The organism is Arachidicoccus ginsenosidivorans, from assembly GCF_007971385.1.
Taxonomy (GTDB): domain Bacteria; phylum Bacteroidota; class Bacteroidia; order Chitinophagales; family Chitinophagaceae; genus Arachidicoccus; species Arachidicoccus ginsenosidivorans.
Window position 1 is genome coordinate 4,450,428 of the sequence record NZ_CP042434.1, and the last position, 17,692, is coordinate 4,468,119.

Consider the following 17,692-nt stretch of genomic DNA (forward strand, 5'->3'; position numbering starts at 1 on the left):
AAATCTTTTAAAAAAAATGCTATGCGATCACCACATTCCTTTGAAATTGAATTCCTCATCCGTCGTTGCAAAGACGACAAAACGAGCGGCTTTATTTATGTACGGATTACTATTGACAAAGAAAGGGCGGAGCTCTCTTTAAAAGAACGTATCCCAGTAGCAGATTGGGACAGTAAGAAAAAGCAAGTGCGTGGCAACAGCATGCAGGTAAAGGCGCTTAACCAGCATATGGATGATGTTCGCTTTAAGATCAAACTTAAGTATAGAATGCTGCTGGATAAAGAGGCCGTCATTACGGCAGAAACCGTCAAACAAGCTTACCTGGGTGTACATGCTTTGCCAAAAGGGCATAAACTCATCGAGCTTCTGAATTATTTTAAAAAAATATGGGAAACAAAATTAAAGCCCGGAGGATTTAAAAATTACAAAACGACAATTGATTAGTTGGAAAAGTTTGTCAAACAATACAACGCTGAGGGAGATGTCTTACTTTCTCAAATCACGATGGAATTTGCAGTAGATTTTGAGTTTTATATTCGCTCTCACCCTATTAGACCCAATGATCCTTGTGATGGTAATGGACTTGCTAAACATATCCAAAGATTTAAAAGAATTCTTAACTGGGCAAAAGAACTAAAATGGATTGCTGCTAATCCAATTGACGACTATAGTTACACAATGAAAAAGCCAAAAAGAAAGAAAGTTACCATGGAGGAATTGGTACTTTTAGAAAAATGCGTATTGGTGGATCCTATCTTAAATTATGTTAAGGATCTGTTTTTGTATGCCTGTTATTCTGGATTGGCATTTATTGATTGTATGGCACTTTCAATCACTCATTTTGAATTATGAGGTGGAATAGTTTATTCGTTTAGCCTGTCCTCAAGATCCATCCTTTGATGTAAAATCCTAATTATTTCAATTTCATCAGCATTTTTACTGATTTTGTAGAAGATAAAGTGTGATTTAACTTTTGAACGAAAATATCCCTTTCTAATTCTACTGGAGTCTTTTCCTGAGTATGGTTTCTCAGTTAAATATTCGATTTCATCCATTAAAAGGTTGAAGTACCTGTCTGCTTGTTCTATTGACCAATTTTCAAGTGTATAGAGCCAAATATTTTCTAAATCGTTTGCTGCTTCTTTACTTAATTTAAACGGCATTACTTTGCAATGTGTTTGGTGTGAATGTTATTCAGAAATTCCTGTCGTTTGAAGTTGTCCAAAAAACCTGATTTCTCACCTTTTTTGAGTTCTTTTATTAACTCAGTTTTTTTGTTTCCTGATATTCAAATAGTCTTAATGCAGCTCTTACTACTTCACTGGCAGAAGAAAATTTCCCCGTTTGAATTTGTTGTTTTATGTATTTGTCGAAATAGTCCCCCAGTAATATTGACGTGTTCTTAGGCATAAATTGTATTTTACTTCAAAGGTACCAATTATTGGTATCTTTGCAAAAAAATTATATATTTTTTAGCCCATTGTTATTTACTGGCACGTACTAAAAAGCCCAAGTAATTTTCTTTGTGATTGCATTAAATGATAATAAAATATAAATCGTAAATTTATGTTCATCAATTAATGTATATATTTTAGCTTCATTTATTTTGTTTGTCATTATTTGTAAGAAATCATCAATACGATGGATACTCTGTTGGAAAAATACTTCGAGATAGGAAGAGAAGAATGCAAAATTATTTATGTTAATCTACCGAATATATCTGCACTTCATATCACCAGATGGCAATCCCAATTTCACCGACTGTTATTACACGGACAAACCAACCTGCAAATGCCGTCAGTAATGGAGACGGCCCTAATTGCACCCTGAACTTTTGAAAATCATGCAGTTTAGTAGTAGCGGCGTAAACACAAAGGACGATAAATAAAATTTCGATAATATCAACAAGTGTCTTCCGTTTCATTTTTTGAGTTTTTATTTCTGGTACGGCTTACCGACTATAATAAATATGCCAAAACGAAACACATTAACCAATCTCGTTCTCGATATTGAATTTACAAAGAGCTATTTGTTTTTGAATGCTTTAAGTTCTTTTATTTTTTCATCAATTTGCAACAATTTTCTATCGAGAACTTCGATTTTTGCATTCTTACTGATTTGTTTTTTATACCAGGCATCAATAACTTCTTTTATTTCAGACAAGGTAAAGCCGACAGCTTTTGCCATTTGTATAAACCTTAGCTTTTCAACAACTTCATCACCATAATAAACATAATTATTGGTTTTTACTTCTTCTTTGGTTTTACCTCTAAAAAGTCCACTTTTTTCGTAGAAACGTATTGTTCCGATTGGTATTCCAGTTTCTTTGGAAAGCTGATGTATTAATTTCATCCTATGAATTATTTTACAAAAAAAATCAAACTATGCAGTATGCTACATACTTGTAGTTTGCAAAAATAATCCTTAATTTTGCATTTCGCAAGTTGAATACTAAATAAATCTCATTGTAGACAGACGAGAAATTATAAAACAAAGAGGAATTGCCTTTGCAGGATTGGCAATGCCTTTTAAATTATCAACATAGCAAAATCAAATGTATGACGATTAGCAATAAATTTGACGTAGAAGAACTAATCAAGTTAGTTCCAGGTTTTACCCATCATTATGCTGATGTAAATGGTACAAAACTACATTACGTTGTAGGTGGAAGAGGTGAACCATTGATTTTAATTCCGGGATATCCTGAAACTTGGTGGGCTTATCATAAAGTAATGCCAACACTTGCTACAAATTATCGTGTTATTGTCGTAGAGATGCGTGGAATGGGAAATTCTGACAAGCCGATTGATGGCTATGAGAAAAAGAATATGGCTAAAGACATTTTTGGACTTGTAAAGAAGTTAGGCTTTAAAAAAGTGTACATTGGTGGGCATGATATCGGTGCACACGTAGCATATAGTTTCGCTGTAAACCATTCAGAATCGGTTTTTAAATTAATTATGTTGGACACACCGCATCCTGATGCGGGAATGTATCATTTGCCAATGCTGCCCATTTTGGGCGCGAATTTCCTTTATCCTTGGTGGCTTGCTTTTAATCAGGTAAAAGAACTGCCTGAACAAATTCTTGAGGGTCGTATGAATATTGTTATAGAATGGCTGTTTAAACACCTATTGAATGACCAAACCAGCATAAGTGATTTCGACAAAGCTGTTTATGTTTCTGCTTATAATAGCAAAGAAGCAATTCGGTCTTCTAATGCTTGGTATCAGGCCTTCCCCCAAGACATAGAAGATAGTAAAACATATAACAAGCTCACTATGCCCGTTATTGGCATTGGTGGTGAAAGCGGATATGAATTGTTACAAATGTCATTGCCAAATATAACAACCGACTTACAACTAAAAAAAGTAAAAGAAAGTGGACATTTTATACTTGCTGAACAACCAATTGAAACGGTGAAATTAATTATGGATTTCTTGGATAGTTAATTATGGTGAACGCAATAGGCTATCTCTGACAAGAGGTGCCGTAATTTGGTGGATGGGTGGTGTAAAATTTATCAATTGACAGCCTAATATTAATTTTTATATAAGAGGATGAATAAAATTTTCGATTAAACACTTCGTACCATACAAACGGCAATCAATGATTTAGAGATTTAAGCCAATCATCTTGACGGCTTTGAATATCTTGTTCAGAACTGGTAGGGGATTTACGAAATCACATGCGGTTCCCCAAAAATTTCTATTTCTGTGTTTGATCTACGTAATAGGTCTTGCTCAAAAGCACACTTATTTTAATTATTTTGGTACTATCGATCTAGCTGCTTTTTGTATTTCAATGGGATAAATAGTGAACTAATAGGATTACAGTATCATGATTATAATAGACTGACAGGTACATTTTGAACATATCAACATTTAGTAAATTCACAATGTAGTAGATTGCTTCTGATAGTTCATCATACTGGTAGTGATAAAAGTCATTCACATACCATTTACCTGCTTAATATAATCTACTAATATGATAAATCCCTCTTTCTGGTGCGCACTGGGATTTACTAATTGATCTGGTTATTTTTAACCGTTAGGGCCATAGTTAAGGCTATGATATTACAAGGATTGGTTTGGATAACCAAATAAGGTACTTTATTCCATAATACCTGTAAAGGAGAGGCGGTATTGAGATAGTGGGCTTATTCCGTCAGACTCAACGGTGCCTCCACAAATCCTTTTACATACTCAAATACCACCTTATTTTTCATGGGGTAACGATTGAGTCCAGAAGCCATGCGCTAATAAAGCTATGTTCGTTCCCGTTATTAAGGGCGGATGCCCGGATTCTGTTATGTTGGGCAATGGTCGGTGATTTATTCAAGAAGAAAGACGGTATCTTGGTATAAGGGGCGCTGCTCGCCACCGAAGTCGTTTCGAATGTCTGGAAGTAATAGATGTTTCCCTGCACATTGTGTACTGTCCAGACATTTCCACTGAACTAAAAATCCACATAATCAGTTGGGGACAATAACAACCCTTTCTTTTTTGTGCTGTCATATCCGGTCGGCTGGTCCTCTGCAGCACCCATAATCATTTTTTCGGAGTGCCGAGATTATACGAATGCAGGTCGGGTTCGGTCTTACTGATATGCATAATGTTTATAAAGTTAATACACGTTACATGGTCCACGTTGGGGTTAATTGTACGCGGTACTGACGGAAGCAGGTCCCTTCATTAATATACTTATTGAATAAGGCTTTTGCCTTGAAGTATGCCGTCATTTGTGCCTGTTGACAGATAACCGTTACTTCAAGGTCCTCCTTTCGCTAAATGTTCTTCATCACCGGCCCGCCCGCATTAAATGCCTCCCAAACTCTGCCCAGCTTACTTCCTGCTGTAACTTTATCTCCCAAGCATGGTAGGCTGAACGGAATGTTAAGACCGTTCACCTTTATTTCGTATATCGGTACTTCCACAGCCAGAACACCTGTGTAACAACTAACAGGAATATCCCCGTATTGCCTTAACCTAGATGCATTCGGAGAGTTCAGTAGCACATACTGCGGTTTCAGGCCGATATTATTCTGTCCGGAGACATGCACCAGACCCAATAGTACCAGCATACCGCTGACTAAGCAAAATATAAAAATAGAATTTATATTTAAGACACTTTATAATTAAAATATTAGAGTACGGAGAATCCTGTACTTTAAGTTTTTTAGAAAGACGTATGACAAATATTGAATAAAATAAAGTATCAACTTTTTTAGGTCGAATTTTTCTTTAAAAAGGGGAAAAGAACAGCCTTATGTTCGAGCTCGATGCCGCTCCAATTTTCAATTTTTTCTTTAAGAAAATATCCATGAGGCAAGTAATTGTTACAGTATTTCCATCCCTAAGTATTATTACAATATAATCATACCTATGAGTAAGAATCCTTAAAGTTTCTTTAATAACTCTTTTTGTATGTTCAAGGCTATTAATTATTTCTTCCAAATGGCCTTTACTATATTGGTAAAAGCTGTTTTGCCGAAGATGATGGTATTATCTAAGGTGCCTTTTTGTAGTTTGCTTCCTGTTGCATTAGAATAATACCTGATAAATTCCTTGCTGGGTATGGTAATTTGACGGGGTAAATTTAAGATATCGTATTATGAAAATTGTAATCATAGATATGAATGGAGGCCAGGATAAGGGTGCTGTCCAGCACCTTCACTCTGGTCCAGGTGACCATCCCTTTGGTGTAATGGTACTGTTTTGTGCAGGTTTCTCCGCATAAGGGAAGGTCGAGATGCTGGCAGTGAGCCAATTGCTGTCCCAGCTGCCATTAAAGGTTTTGTTCATGGCTGAAGGTAGTGCAGGCAGGTTATCGTAATTATCGTAATGGGTCTCTGTAAGAATCGTGGCAGCTGTAAGATTGGTATAGGGGTATTTAGTTGTCTCACTCGCTGCTGCAAGGATGCTAGCGAAGTTGTCAGTTGTGCTATTGAGCTAGGTGGTATCCGGGCGGTTGAGGTTGTCATGCCTTGTAGTCAGCCACTTATGGGATACCCGCAGGGTAGAGTTCTGGTGCATGACCTGCCGGTCTCTGTTGTTATAGACCATTTAGACAGGTCCCGCACCAGGAACCAGTTTTATGCTGATAAATGGACAAGGTTTACTCCGAATCCAGTTGCCCATATATTTCAAAATAGGAGGCTCATGTGAGTACTTATTATAGTATAGGGAGCTGAATGGAATAGATTAAATTTTATAAATTAATGTAATATTTATTAACAAAATAACGACCTTTAAGGCACTGATAAATTAATTTGTACAACAATGATGACGATAGCAACAAATACGGAATTAAATAGATTATTTGATGATTTCTATAGAGATTCCTATGCACTTAACCCTTTACAGGCCACTTTTGACGGTGTTGAAGGGTTCAATGATCAGCTTCCTGCAGAGGATGATGCTTATTGGGAAACTTTGTATAAGACATATAGGGATTATCATAAAAAACTTAAGCAGTTTAACCTGGGACTTCTTACCAGTGATGAAGTGATTTGCTATTCCATTATGGAAAATCAGATCCAGTCAGTACTTAATTTTGAGCCGTTTCCTCTAGCTTATATGCCCATCAATCAGTTTACTGGCCTGCACCTTTATATGGCGATGTTAGGCTCAGGTGCCTCTGTTCAGCCATTTAAAACCTTAAAGGATTATAATGACTGGCTTACAAGATGTAAGGCCTTTGTCAGGTGGACCGAGGTGGCAATTGAAAATATGCGCAAAGGAATCAAAAGCAAAATGGTGCTGCCTCAATCCCTGGTGGTAAAAATTATCCCGCAATTGGAAGAGCTAACTAAAGCCGATGACAGCGCTATTTTCTATGCCCCGACAAAAAATTACCCGTCTGATTTTGATGTGGACGATCAAAAAATATTGGATAAGCGTTTTAAGGAAATGATTGAAAAAGATTTGGTTCCTTCCTTTCAAAAATTGTTGGTCTTTCTTACGGAAGAATATTTGCACCACGCACGGTTAAGTTCAGGTATTAATGATTTGCCGGATGGCCAAAAGTTATATCAACAATATATTTTTGCATCCGTAACCAAACATTTGGATCCTGAATCGGTTTATCAATTGGGGGTGAAAGAAGTAGAGCGAATTTCTACACAGATGAGCAAGATTAAAGATCAAATAGGGTTTAAAGGATCTTTAAGGGAGCTTTTTGAATTTATGAAGACGGACCCACAATTTTTCCCATTTGATTCAGATCAGGAAGTATTGGACGCCTATCAAAGTGTTTATGATCGAATCCGGCCAAATATTTCCACCTATTTTGGTGTGGCGCCTGTTTCTCCATTTGAAATCCGGAAAACGGAGGATTTCAGGGCCGCTTCCGCTTCTGCAGAATATGTACCAGGCGATTTATCCAGTGGCCGACCTGGCGTGTTTTATGTGCCAATATTAAATCCCAGGGAGGTAAACGTGACTAATGATGAAATGGAAAGTCTCTTTTTGCATGAAGCCATTCCTGGACATCATTATCAAATTAGCCTACAATACGAAAATGCTAACGTGCCCAAATTGAGACAGAAATATTGGAGCAGTGCTTTTGGAGAAGGTTGGGCACTTTATTGCGAGTCCCTAGGTAAGGAACTGGGCGTACTAACTGATCCCTATCATCAGTTGGGCGCTCTGGGGGCTGAAATACACAGAGCGATTCGTCTGGTGGTAGACACCGGACTGCATATGGGCAAAATGACCAGAGAAGAGGCGATTGCCTATAATATGCAGCATGAACCAATATCTGAAGCCTCGGCCACTGCTGAAATAGAGCGATATATGGCGTGGCCCGGCCAGGCGCTCTCCTATAAAATTGGTGAATTGAAAATTAATGAGCTGCGGGATAAATACAAAAATCAGTTAGGCGAAAGCTTTAGCTTGCGTGAATTCCATGATGCGATTTTAAAAGGCGGCGTTATGCCTCTGGACGTATTTGAAAATTATATGGATCATTGGGCCAAGACTCGGTAAGCGCGTTAGGATAAAAAAAACTGAATGTTTTTATTTGTGGTGATCGTTATTCTAAGGCTAAATAATATCTGTGCCTTGGTGTAAGGTAATTGTTGCCTTAAAAACGGGGTCCGGTATTAAATAGGCATATTTGTAAGTAGGTTAAACCATTCAAAATAAATACAATTACATATATAAAAAACATCTAAAAATTACGTAATTTTAATTTTTAACCTAATGCTTAGAAGATTATGAATACCAAAATTGGGAATCTGACGAAATTACTGTTGATCATTATTACGGTGAGCTCTTTTTTCATCTTAGGTGGTTGTGTCACTTCACGACCGCCAACCAGTTCAAACACGGTGGCTGGAATTGAGTCGAACCAAGATAATACGCTAACCACTTCACTTTTTAATGATAAGCAATCTACGATATCCGAAGATAACATTAGTAAGATTCTGGATGGTCATTATGAGCTCCCCCAGGATTTAAGAATGAGTATCGTTAATCTAACGAATTCAGGTAATTCACGTAGTTATTTATGGAATGACGAACATTATCTAAAATCCCAACAGCACTATTTGGAGATGTTCACCGACCAATTCAAAAGCTCTTCAAGAGTGAAACGCATTTCTGCAATTCCTTCGATCCTATTAGCTAAGCCTGCGACTTTTACCAGTATTCGGGAGGCAGCTGTCAGAAGTCAATCAGATGTAGTCGTTATCTACAACATAGAAAATGGCATTTATTCAAAATATAAGCTTTTTTCAAAAACAGCCATCAAGGCATTTGCTACTGTGCAGCTTATTGTTTTAGATGTTCGAACAGGACTCATTCCATTTACTACCATTGTTACAAAAGATGTACAAGGCGAAAAAATCGCCAGTGATTTTAATGAGCTGGAAACCAGTGATCGTTTAAAAGATCAGGCGGTATTATTGAGTATCCAGGACATTTCAAGACAGATTCAAGGCTTTTTGAATATGAAAACCTATTAACAAATTACATTATGCGTGAGATTAAATCTATTTTTGGCAAAAAGCCGTCTCCTACCCTAGATTATACCGCTTTTTGGTGGTGGTTCAATTCCAAGGCCACTAAATTCTTTAAGGTGGTACAAGAAGGAAGCCAAATTGACCAGAATTTTCTGGATCCACTGGCGGCTCAATTAGCGCTTATAAAAAAAGATTATTATTATGTAACAGGCATGTATGATGAAAATACTGCAGAATTGGTGTTTACTGCAGAGGGCAATATTGCTCAAATAGTGTTTGTTGAAGATTTGGTGGCCGCTGCGCCCCGTATAGAAAATTGGAAGTTTACTGCGCTAAAACCGGCAATTAGAATGGAAGATATTGATATCCATATGGGTGATTACCGGTTCAATCAGGATAATTTAAATTTTTATGCCAATGAACATGCTGCATATCCAGATGAAGTGGATCTTACTCTGATATATGATGATTACAGTGAGCAGGACAGCGAAACCATAAGATTGGGTGTTTATATCTATTTGGATAACTATCTGGGTGAATTGAAAGCAGCCACCATCATTGATCAAATGCAGGTAATAGGACCAGTGCAGGCAGAAAAGGAACTGATTGCGATTGCCCGTTTGAAAGATTATTTAAACTGGCGAGAAAAGGAATTTATTGAAAAGTATAATGAGGAAAGATACGATAGTAAAGAGGATCACTATGCGACCTATGAAGGCCAGCATGCCAATGGAAATCCGCTCATTGCCCTGGTGAATACCGCTGTCCTTGAATGGGATAGCAAGGCCTCCCATCCCTGGATCGCTAATATCGAACTTTGGTATAAGGAGGGAAATAATGGCATGCCTGGTAATAAAACTTATGAATTGGTTAATCAGCTTGAACAAGATTTAATGAAAGAACTTCAAGGAGAACAAGGTTATTTATATATAGGGCGTCAAATAGGCAATGGCGTATGTCGGATGAATTTTGCCTGCTGTGAATTCAGGACACCATCTAAAGTGCTTTATGCGATACAAAATAAATATAAGAGCCAGTTTGAAGAGGTGAACATTGATATTTATAAGGATAAATACTGGCAAAGTTTTAATCACTTCAGATAAAGATAGGGCGTTAATCTGTTTTATTGCCTGAAATGGGTTTTTATAACATGCCAACTAAGTTTGCTTTAATTAAAGCTAGTAGCCTATAATTTTAAAACAAAAACCGCGGCAATTTTAAAGATTTTAAAATTCCGCGGTTCCAGATATTAATCTATTTAAATTATTCAAGCGGAATTATTGCTTGTTTTCTTTATAACGCATATCCTTGGTACCATCCTTTTTCAGGTGATGGCCTTTTGCATCTACCTTTGCGTTAGCTGTTTTCTTTTCTGTCACAGCCTTTTTAGCGACTGCTTTTTTTTCGGTCTTTGCTGTTTTGTCAGCTTTTTTTGTGGCCTTTTTCGTTGCCGCTGTTGCTTCTGTTTTTGTTTTGTCTGCCTTTTTTACGGCTTTTTTCTTTGTTTTCTTTGCTTTTTTGGCGACCTGTTGTGTAGTTGTAGGGGTCGTAGTGGTGCTTTGTGCATTACTTGTTGTAAAACAAAAACTGCACGCGAAAGCCATGATCAATCCAAAAATTAATTTCTTCATGATGCTAAATTTAATTTGTTATTGGAAAAATTTCCGAACCAAATTTATGGTGATTTTTAAATCAAAAATATTAGAGCTGCCGTAAATTAATGTTAATCTGGTGATGGGTTATTAATGTTTAAACATGAACTTGGACTGCTAATATCTTTGTACTGGTTAAAAACTATAGCTGTATAATGTCTCCTTTTTAATTCTATATTTACTTTTGGTGTTCGTTTTTGATGTCTGAAGTTGTTGGCCCTTAACGAGCGTTTAGGCAAATAAGTAAGATTGTCTAAAATTTAAGAGCGGGTTATTTGGACAATTGAGCAATTTTGTGGGCAAAGAAGAGCCAGACCGCCAGCATAAGCGCAAGGGTTAGAATCGCAATGATAAGATAGGCCCACCGGCTATCATTGTTTTTATTATGGTTCGATTTGTTCACTGAATAAAATTACCAAATTGATATTTACTGGTCATTTCTTAAGGGCGGACAAAATGCGGACAAAAGTAATTGATTGATATCTGTCAGTAAACTAATGAGTTATTTAAGTTCTGTCGGAGATATTTGGGTTAAAAATAATTCTAAAGAATCCATTTCAGATAAGTCGAGCCTAGTTTTTAGTCTTCTTTTGCTTCTGGATACACTTTCTTTGGCGATTCCTAAGGATCCTGCGATTTCAGTATTGTTTAATTGTAGATGAATCAGCGCGGCGAGCCTCTCCTCTGCCGGGGTAAGATTGCCAGCTCGCTTTTGCAGAGCGGGATAAAATGCCGGATATGCTTTTATAAACTCAATTCTAAAATCTTCCCAACCCTCATTAGTGACCAAGGTGAAGGCCAATAATTTTTCTTCCAAATTTGGGCCAGCATTATTTTCGGTTTGCTGGACTGCTTTTAATTCTTCGATCAATGCCTCACTTTTCTTGATTCGTTCTGTAAAGGTCTTAATTTGTTCTTTGGCTTTACTTATTTCCAGCTCGGCTAATCTTTGCCTTGTTTGGACTTTTTCCAGGGCGAGCTTGTGTTTTATCCTGCTGCGATTATAGATAAGAATGGCAATAATTGCTAATAGTAGCAGACAGGTCAGAATGGCCAATCGGATATTTTTTTCAGCCCGGATGTCTTTTTTGGCTACCTGTAAAGCTCCGTCCATTTTGTTGAATTCAATTCTGCTTTGCAGAACATCTGATTTCTCTCTATTATTTTGCTGATTAAATTTAATTTTATATTCCGCATAGCGCTGATAGTAATACAGGGAACTATCAAAATCTCCTAACTTATTAAAGATTACACCTAGGCTATGACTAACCTGCAATTTCCCTAGTAGATCCTGACCGTACCATTTGTAGGCTTGCTGCCATCCTAAAAGAGCCTTTTGATATTTTTGACGGGCAAAATCAATCTCTGCCAACGCACTTCTGGCCATTGCTGCATCCTGCATCTGCCCATATTTCAAACTGGAGGCTAAATTGGCCTCCACCAGAGGTCTGGCAGCTGCATAATTATTTTCCATTATTAAGCTATAACCCATACCCCTTTAGCAATACCCAGCCAGATCTGTTTAAGGATAGAATCTTTAAATTGTAAGGCATATTTTTGAAGCTGACGGTAATAATAGTTAACGCTATCTGGTTTGTCAAGTTGTTTATAACTGGCACCCACATAGTCTAATTGTAATACCCGCCTTTGTAATGCGTCCTCTCCGCCCCTGTTTTCAAGGAGCTCCAGTGCATTTTTGCCATAGTCTATAGCTGCTTTATATTCACCGACATGATACATACTGATACTGAAATTGATCAGTCGAAGATAAAATAACGGGAAGTGTTCCATACCAATTCGACGCTGTATTTCCAGGGAGCGAAGTGTATAATAAGAATTATCGTATGGGCTGGACATCCTGGGGTATAAAGAAAATAACTCAGATAATAATTGATCATCTTCCATCAATCCTGCCATTTTTTGTCCTTTCTGCATATGCAGTTTATCTGTGGCGCTAAAATTTATTTTAAATTCAGATTTTCCCAGTACTTCATATATCCATGTGCGGATCAGTAGTCTATTATTAGCATGGTGGCTCAAATAGGTATAGAGTTCAAAAAGTCTTCGGTTGAAGGTTTTGAGATCTTTGTTTTGTTTCAAATCTGCATAAGTAATTTCAGCTTTGGTCGTCTGAGAAGTATCTGAGGCGCTCCAGAGCTGCATCAGTTGTTTGGTGGTTAGTTTTTGCCCAAAGGACATTAAACTCAAAAGAAGGCCGGTGATCAAAGCTGTCAGTTTCATAAGGGATTGATTGATAGCGTGGGTAAAATTAAGGAATCCCTGAGATAACTGCCTGTTTCTGAGAAGAAATTCTGCTTTATGAGGCAATTTGATAATGAAATGAGCCGTTTTGGAAGCTAAATGGCTTGTTTTGTTGGTTCCGGTATATCTAGCCCATCAAAGGTTGCCCTTGAATAAAGGCAAGTTAGATGGCCGGTTCTTAAGTACAGAAATTTTATTTGCCACTAGGAAAGACCTTAATTTCGAAATGCGATCTTTTAATCTTTATCGTCTGATATCGGCTATTTAATTACAACTTCTGCCTGAATATCAAGTCTAAATCCATTCGTTCTGCTGAAGAAGGCTTTTTTCTCTGCACTTTCTAGGACAGAGAAGTTAGGGTGTTTTCTGTTACAGGCGAAAGCCTTTTTATGTTTAATTGAGGAGATGTCATGAGCTTTAGTTAGAAGGCGAATAGTATTTTCAAGTTGAGTTTTTGCTTTTTGAATCCAGCCTCCTTGACTTTGCGTTTTCAATTCAATTAAATAGAGTCCGTCATGAAAAGTAATCATGGCATCACAAGTGCTTTCCAAATCTTGACTTTCATCTTTAAAAATATTAAGGCAATTATCGATTGAGTGAAAAAAAATCTTTTTATTATTATTGTTTTTTATGGTTGCATGCCATTTAGATTCATCTGAAAAATCAGTATGAGCCTTGGCTCCAAGTTGGTCATCTATTATGCCCAATTTGGCATCAGATATTGGTCCTTCACAGCAATCCTTCTTAAAAAAATCAATTGGCATATTATAATTCTTGTTCAATTTCAAGCATATAATCAAAAAGGTTATTGCTTTCCTGTAATTTTTTGTTTAAAAAGTTTTCATCAGATGGGATGCCTTCAAACGTTTCTAATTTTTCTATTTTCCCGTTAGTCTCATCTAGTTGATAGATAATTACATCATCCGCAGAAATGATTGCATCTTTTGGTATTCTCGCAAAAAGTTTTTCACTTAATTTACTTTCTGGGCTACTTGCGTCAATTTTCTCTTTTAAAAATGCTCCTTGAATCAAAATGCTCAAATAATTGATAATATATGGACTATGCGTTGTAATTATCAATTTATTTTTTAAATTCATATTGTTGAATCTAAGGAGACTTTGTAATATTTCCCATTGAGATGTTGGGAATAAATTCTGTTCCGGCTCCTCTACAATGTTAATGAATGATGTTTTATTAAATTTGGATGAAAGGACTGATAAAGCAACTCGTTTTTGTTCATCAGTTAAAGTGTCATTTGTTAATATATAATTGACACCTTTTTTAAAACGCCTAATTTCTTCTTCACTCATGGCCTCACTATTTGCATTACTTTGGATTTTTACTGAATTTGCCAGGTAATCTGAAATCAAATATAAGGGAACCAAAGACTGAAACCCACTTGAAGATTCTATCAATTTAACTTTGTATCCTTCTCCCTTTAAGTTTAAAATGTCATTTAATTTGTCATATTCAATTTCACAGGCATTAATAGGTAATTGGATAGGCCATTTTAAATTTTCTTTTGCGTTTTCAAATTCAGTCAAAAATTCTTTTAAGGAATCAGAAGAGAATTTAAGTTCTTTTGGTGTCCTTACATAGGAAATGAAATTCCGTTCTGCCGGAACGTACATGATTTGAGGCAATGAATAAGACTTTGTTTCAATTTCTTTAATTTTTAAAAATCCATCTTCGTATTTAATATTATAAGCTTCTCCATTGAATTCAATTTCACTTTTAAAATTTAAATAATTTTCTAAACGGTGATACGCCAGAAATTGATTTTTGAATTTATTTTTCGTTTCGAGAATTTTCTGATTTAAATCCCCTCTGACAAGTGCTTTTTCAATCCACAAAAATGTTGAAATTAATTTTGCTACTGTACTTCTTCCTGAGCCCTGATTGCCAATAAATATTGTCGCCTTTTTGACTTCTATCCAGCCATTATTTTCCAATAAACCTGCTTTTATTGGACCGAAATTTTTAATACGAATTGAACTCATTTCTATTTGTTATTAATGCAGTAATAAACATATGATGCTTGTGATCAGAAATTGCAATCTAAAATCCAAATCAAATATTTTGATACATATATCTAATTTAGATTAATATGATAGTTGATTTTAATTGTTTTGACATTGAACGGCTAACAATTGTACAAATATGACCTATTTCGTGAAGTTATCAAACATATGGATGAAAATTAATAATATTTCTCAGATCATTGCTTATTATTGATTCCTGGAATTTGCCTTTAGTATCTATAATCTACCCTGCTCCGCTGTATTGCTCCGCTCAATTGTATGGTGTAAAAATTGTTTCCCAATTTCTAATCGATAATTGATGGAAAGTTTAATTTCCCTGGATTGAAAGGTGCGCTTATTCAGCAGCAGGTTCTTGTTAAAAAATTGCCTGCTTTTGGATTTTCCATAGGTATTTAACAGGTCATCTACTCCCAGACTCATCACTAACTTCCCATCCAATAGCTTTTTTCTGAAAGATATATCTACTTGCCAATTTGGATCATATAAGGTATTGGCCCACATCTGGTGATATCTATATGACCCAAATAAATTTAGGGAGGTAGTTTTAGACAAAGTAAAATCCTGATTCAACGCTGCTGATACATAATACTTTTTGAGAAAGAACAAATTGCTGCTTGTTGCGTTAAGCCCGGTATTAATGGTATTATTTGATTGCCACCAGGAACAAATAGCAATTGGGATAGTAATCATTATGTAAAAGTTATCAGATTGACCTATATTTTGATATGTTCTCGACATTTTTGCACTGTCTGCATAATAACTGGTAATGGGACTGATCATGAAAGTTGTATTCGTATAGTTTAAACTAAAGTCAATTTTGTTGTGCCAGGTATAACTGAGCGCAACGGCATTGGTGTATTGAGGCTTAAGGTAGGGATTTCCGCTACTGGTCGTATAATTATCTATGGCGTATTGAAAGGGATTTAACTGATAATAAGAAGGTCGCTTTATACGACGGCTGAACCTAGCCATCAGATAATTATTTGCTTTTTGGCTGGTTATCTTTTTTAAGAACACGGCTGGAAAGAGATTAAAGTAAGCCTTTGAATGGCGGCTATCCTGATGCAGACTGTTGTAGATACTGCCTGTAATATGGCTGTATTCTCCTCTGAGTCCCAGCTGGTAGGATATAGCCGCCACCTGCCCTTTTAGCTCCAAAAAACCTGCAAGAATTTGCTCGCTATATTTAAATTTAAAAGCTGTTGAGGAATCCAAGACAAATTCATGGTGTAAACGAGCCTCGCCGTAATTATTATTGGAAATGCCTGTATTTGTGTATTTAAACCCTATAAATAACGACCTGGCATTTGGGAGCATCTTTTTATAATCAGATTGCAGTGTATAAATAATGGAACGGCTGGGGTAATGTGTGATAAAAGAGGTATCCTTTAAATTGTTTTGCTGGTCATCAAAGTAGCTACTGTTGCTAATAGAAAAATTGCGGTCCTGGCTAAGGGCTAAATCGCTTAAGATTCTAAAAGCCGATCCTAAGGAATCTGGCCTATAAATATAATTGCCGCTCAGGTCCGTGAAGTTTTTGTGGAACTTTTCTAAATAATGACCTAGGCCGTTTTGGTTATGCAAGCTTTCTGGGTACTTAAGGGTTGAATTTGCTGCAGTTATTGTTGAACCCCCTGTAATCGTATGCATAAGATCAATCCCCAGCAAGGCGTGTTTATTCAAATTGTAAAATAGACTCAAATTTTGACTCTCCAATAACACTTTTCGGATGTTTTTTGCCAAAGAGCTATATTGGCCTGTACCGCTATGGTCAACAACAGATCTTTTGGTCCCAACATCAAAATAAGCTTTAAAATAATCGTGAGTCACACCCATCTGCAGGCCAAACTTTTTCTTATTGTAAGACAGGTTAACACTTGGGGTGTAATCCGGGTACCCACCCAGTCCTTGATATCCCCGGAAGGAGAGACTTCCTGTTAGTCCTTGTTGCAACTTTTTTTTCAATCTTATATTAATAAGTCCACCGCTACCTGCCGCATCAAAACTGACGGGAGGATAAGCCATAATCTCAATGGCTTCGATGTCGGAGGATTTTAAACTGTTTAAAAAGCTGATACGGGCAGCTCCTGTTAGTTGCAGTTTTTTGCCATTAATCAAAATTTCAGGTGATTGATTGCCATTTAAGAAAATGTGCCCATCAATAAGTGCAATACCTGGACCGTATTTTAGCAGATCCAGACTTGACCCGATGTCTTCAATGGAGCTGCCGGCTACTTTTAAGATGACTTTGTCCAATTGATGTTCAATAAGTGGCGGCCTGGATTTTACGGTTACGTCAGCTAATTGCCGCTGTGATGCAATAGGTAAAGTCACGCTAAGATGAGTCGCGACTAATAATTTATTTAATTGACCCCGGTTAAAACCAACTGTCATATAACCCTGTTTTTGAAAAACTACTGATGTTGTTGAAGTTGTAATGGGTAAGTTAAATTCCCCTTTTTGATTGGTCCTTGTTTGTTTTAATGTAAGCTGATGGTCTTTTTGAGTTTGGGCGGTAATCAGGACATTGTCAATAGGGTTGTCAGCTGTATCCAGGACGATTCCAGATAGCGCATCCTGTCCTTGAATGGTTTTAGGTAGAATAAACAGTAAATAAATTAATAATGCTTTGATTACCAGTATTATAAACTTCATGCGTAAGGTGTTTACTGCGTTTAACAATGATCTTAATTATTCGGCAAATGTAATATAAAGCTGCTAAATAGTAATGTATACTTTACAATGTGTCAATAATAATTTACAAAATTTC

General features: G+C 36.6%; 17 protein-coding genes. 7 read left to right on the forward strand and 10 right to left on the reverse strand.

The features are described 5' to 3' along the window. The first annotated feature begins 21 nt into the window (after positions 1–21). Together FSB73_RS17805 and FSB73_RS17810 are read left to right on the forward strand one after the other, a co-directional pair. Entirely contained in the window at positions 22–444 is a 423-nt protein-coding gene (locus tag FSB73_RS17805) for an Arm DNA-binding domain-containing protein (RefSeq protein ID WP_146785277.1), read from the forward strand. Next, positions 445–852: a phage integrase SAM-like domain-containing protein gene (locus FSB73_RS17810; RefSeq protein ID WP_146785280.1), complete on the forward strand. Its 408-nt coding sequence runs from the start codon at positions 445–447 to the stop codon at positions 850–852. An 11-nt stretch (positions 853–863) separates the two neighbouring features. Here the strand turns inward: FSB73_RS17810 and FSB73_RS17815 are convergent, their stop codons facing one another. The 4 genes from FSB73_RS17815 to FSB73_RS17830 all read right to left on the reverse strand — a co-directional run bounded on the left by FSB73_RS17815 (position 864) and on the right by FSB73_RS17830 (position 2,352). Continuing rightward, on the reverse strand, positions 864–1,163 hold the full coding sequence (locus tag FSB73_RS17815; protein WP_146785284.1) for a type II toxin-antitoxin system RelE/ParE family toxin: 300 nt from the start codon (positions 1,161–1,163) through the stop codon (positions 864–866). Positions 1,164–1,260: 97 nt separating this feature from the next. Next, positions 1,261–1,410 carry a type II toxin-antitoxin system ParD family antitoxin gene (locus FSB73_RS25470; RefSeq protein ID WP_225974134.1) on the reverse strand — a complete coding sequence of 50 codons (150 nt, stop codon included), beginning with the start codon at positions 1,408–1,410 and terminating at the stop codon, positions 1,261–1,263. A 322-nt stretch (positions 1,411–1,732) separates the two neighbouring features. Further along, positions 1,733–1,924 carry a MauE/DoxX family redox-associated membrane protein gene (locus FSB73_RS17825; protein ID WP_146785287.1) on the reverse strand — a complete coding sequence of 64 codons (192 nt, stop codon included), beginning with the start codon at positions 1,922–1,924 and terminating at the stop codon, positions 1,733–1,735. Positions 1,925–2,025: 101 nt separating this feature from the next. Next, complete coding sequence (locus FSB73_RS17830) at positions 2,026–2,352, reverse strand: MerR family transcriptional regulator (protein WP_225974135.1); 327 nt, start codon at positions 2,350–2,352, stop codon at positions 2,026–2,028. A gap of 206 nt (positions 2,353–2,558) precedes the next feature. Here FSB73_RS17830 and FSB73_RS17835 point away from each other — a divergent pair, with 206 nt between their 5' ends. The 5 genes from FSB73_RS17835 (at position 2,559) to FSB73_RS17850 (ending at position 10,068) form a co-directional block, all read left to right on the forward strand. Beyond that, complete coding sequence (locus FSB73_RS17835) at positions 2,559–3,452, forward strand: alpha/beta fold hydrolase (RefSeq protein ID WP_146785290.1); 894 nt, start codon at positions 2,559–2,561, stop codon at positions 3,450–3,452. A gap of 2,161 nt (positions 3,453–5,613) precedes the next feature. Then, positions 5,614–5,739 (forward strand): hypothetical protein, encoded by a 126-nt coding sequence (locus FSB73_RS26915; RefSeq protein WP_262712374.1) that lies wholly within the window; start codon positions 5,614–5,616, stop codon positions 5,737–5,739. 542 nt (positions 5,740–6,281) lie between these two features. Further along, entirely contained in the window at positions 6,282–7,988 is a 1,707-nt protein-coding gene (locus FSB73_RS17840; protein WP_146785294.1) for a DUF885 domain-containing protein, read from the forward strand. Between the two features lie 230 nt (positions 7,989–8,218). Continuing rightward, a complete protein-coding gene (locus FSB73_RS17845) occupies positions 8,219–8,968 on the forward strand; it encodes a hypothetical protein (protein ID WP_146785297.1) in 750 nt (249 codons plus the stop codon). Between the two features lie 11 nt (positions 8,969–8,979). Beyond that, the gene (locus tag FSB73_RS17850) at positions 8,980–10,068 is read left to right on the forward strand and encodes a DUF695 domain-containing protein (protein ID WP_146785300.1); all 1,089 of its coding nucleotides are present in this window, start codon (positions 8,980–8,982) and stop codon (positions 10,066–10,068) included. A gap of 174 nt (positions 10,069–10,242) precedes the next feature. On the opposite strand, the gene FSB73_RS17855 is transcribed toward FSB73_RS17850, so the two are convergent. The 6 genes from FSB73_RS17855 to FSB73_RS17880 form a co-directional block, all read right to left on the reverse strand. Further along, positions 10,243–10,596 (reverse strand): hypothetical protein, encoded by a 354-nt coding sequence (locus FSB73_RS17855; protein WP_146785303.1) that lies wholly within the window; start codon positions 10,594–10,596, stop codon positions 10,243–10,245. A gap of 523 nt (positions 10,597–11,119) precedes the next feature. Continuing rightward, positions 11,120–12,091 carry a helix-turn-helix transcriptional regulator gene (locus FSB73_RS17860; RefSeq protein WP_146785307.1) on the reverse strand — a complete coding sequence of 324 codons (972 nt, stop codon included), beginning with the start codon at positions 12,089–12,091 and terminating at the stop codon, positions 11,120–11,122. A 2-nt stretch (positions 12,092–12,093) separates the two neighbouring features. Next, positions 12,094–12,858, reverse strand: a complete 765-nt coding sequence (locus FSB73_RS17865; RefSeq protein ID WP_146785310.1) for a hypothetical protein — start codon at positions 12,856–12,858, stop codon at positions 12,094–12,096. A gap of 281 nt (positions 12,859–13,139) precedes the next feature. After that, positions 13,140–13,661 (reverse strand): hypothetical protein, encoded by a 522-nt coding sequence (locus FSB73_RS17870; RefSeq protein WP_146785313.1) that lies wholly within the window; start codon positions 13,659–13,661, stop codon positions 13,140–13,142. After that, positions 13,645–14,880: an AAA family ATPase gene (locus FSB73_RS17875; RefSeq protein ID WP_146785316.1), complete on the reverse strand. Its 1,236-nt coding sequence runs from the start codon at positions 14,878–14,880 to the stop codon at positions 13,645–13,647. Before FSB73_RS17875 ends, FSB73_RS17870 begins: the two co-directional genes overlap by 17 nt. Before the next feature lie 258 nt (positions 14,881–15,138). Next, a complete protein-coding gene (locus FSB73_RS17880; protein ID WP_146785319.1) occupies positions 15,139–17,577 on the reverse strand; it encodes an outer membrane beta-barrel family protein in 2,439 nt (812 codons plus the stop codon). Positions 17,578–17,692 lie beyond the last annotated feature (115 nt).